This window comes from Vibrio sp. SG41-7 (genome assembly GCF_014164465.1).
Taxonomy (GTDB): Bacteria; Pseudomonadota; Gammaproteobacteria; order Enterobacterales; family Vibrionaceae; genus Vibrio; species Vibrio splendidus.
This window is the reverse complement of record NZ_JACJFF010000272.1, coordinates 1-1,743: the sequence shown is the minus strand read 5'-3', so window position 1 is coordinate 1,743 and position 1,743 is coordinate 1. Positions and strand designations below refer to the sequence as shown.

The window sequence follows — 1,743 nt, the reverse complement described above, 5'->3', positions numbered from 1 at the left end:
TAGGTATGAAGAAGCGGCTCTGGCCAAAAGCCAGAGCCTGTTTTGATTAGATATTGGACTGATAATTCCAGGGCAAGAACTGTTGTGGATTAGCCTTAACTTCACTTTCCATTCGCTGTATCGTATTAAAGTAATCCAGCACATTTATACCCGCTTCGGCTGATGTCGCTATCATCGCCATGATCACATCCGCAATGCTCGCACCAGCCTGTGTTTTATGGAACAGGGCATTTTTTCGGTTGCGAGCAACCAGCTTGAGCGCTTGCTCCGCTCGGTTATTATCCAGCTGTGCTCCCTCGAGACGACAGAAGGCGGTCAACCCCTCATAATGCTTAGTAAAATAATTAATTGCTTTACCAAGCCCGCTGTTTTCTTCGGTATTTCCCCTGTTCAGCTCGGCCTGACCCCAGCTTCGGATCTGCTCCATTACCGGAAGTGATAGCTTTTTATGCCAAGCTAACCGTTGCCCCGCGTTAAGTCCTAACTCTCTGGCTTCATCATCGTGTCGCCAGATTTCACCATACCACTGTAGTACTTGCTCCACTTCATCTGGGAACTGATTAAGGACCTCGGCAAACTGCCGTCGTCCGTGACTGTTGCACAGACTGTGTTCGACCACGTAATCAAGCGATGGACGGTTGCTCGATAAGGCATCACTCATCAATATCGGGGGCGCGAGTGTCCGGCCACGGTCATGTAAAATCTCGTCGATGAACTCGCCGGCATGACCGATATTGGTCTGATACAACACGACAGTACGACCCTCTTTTAAGCCCGCGACTAAACCGGAGCTGTAAACACCACTGCGCTCTCGGGTTTTTGTTCCATTTCGCTGCGGCTTTTCTATCGGGACTTTGTCTAAAATTCGGTTGGTCGTGTCATCTAAATAATAGTGCTCTGCGTTTGCGGCAAACACTCTTAACAAGTTATAAATGGGTTGCAAGCTATTGGCGACTAACTCGACTTGGTCAAAGATGGTTGAGGCGGTCAGTTTAATCCCCATCAGCGCCTGCGTACTCTCCTGACGATAGTAGGGCGCACCTGCAAAAAACTTGTGAAGAGCCATCAGGCTGCGGGCACTGTAACCATACTTCTGGCTTGGCTCTCCATCATTTATCACGTCATTGGGTAACTTGGCAGTGAAGTACTGACCACAGGCATTGCAACGTAGCCGCTCCATAACGTGTTGCTCTGGGACGAATGGGCTTTGCACTGTGATCCGCAACAGTGTAGCGGGCTCGTATTTATATAACTTGCCTTTTTGACACTCGGGGCAACTATCGCCTTTCTTTAGGTCGTCCAGTTTATGCTGAGTGACTTTCGGTTTCACTGGTGGCGTGCTGGGTTGGGTATTTTTAGGCTTAGGACGTTTTTGACCGCGGTTTTTGTTTTTCTTATTTTTCTGGCCGAGTAGAGTGTCCATCGTTTCTGATGACTTGACCATGCCAACCAACTTACGCAATTTATGCAGGGTGATATCGTTGTCAGACAGACGCTCTTGCAGGGCAGCCAGCGTCTTTAATGCCTTCAACAAGATGTGGCAATCTTCCGCACTCAGTGCTAAGTCGTGCTCCTTTGCCTCCTGCACTCGCTGGATAAGTCCGTCCAGCTCTTCGCTGTCAATATCGGTAAAGTCTTGCGCCATTTAAGTTCCTGTCGGCTGGCTTGCAGTGCTGATGCGCTCAATTATTCCAGCATTGTGGGATCGGTCAACATGATCGTGAGGATCGATAATTTAAGGGT

General features: G+C 48.9%; 1 protein-coding gene. It reads right to left on the bottom strand.

Annotation, left to right across the window (positions count from 1 at the left end):
- Nucleotides 1-46: 46 nt before the first annotated feature.
- A complete protein-coding gene (tnpC, locus tag H5300_RS26560) occupies nt 47-1,645 on the bottom strand; it encodes an IS66 family transposase (RefSeq protein ID WP_182797343.1) in 1,599 nt (532 codons plus the stop codon).
- Between the last annotated feature and the right edge of the window lie 98 nt (nt 1,646-1,743).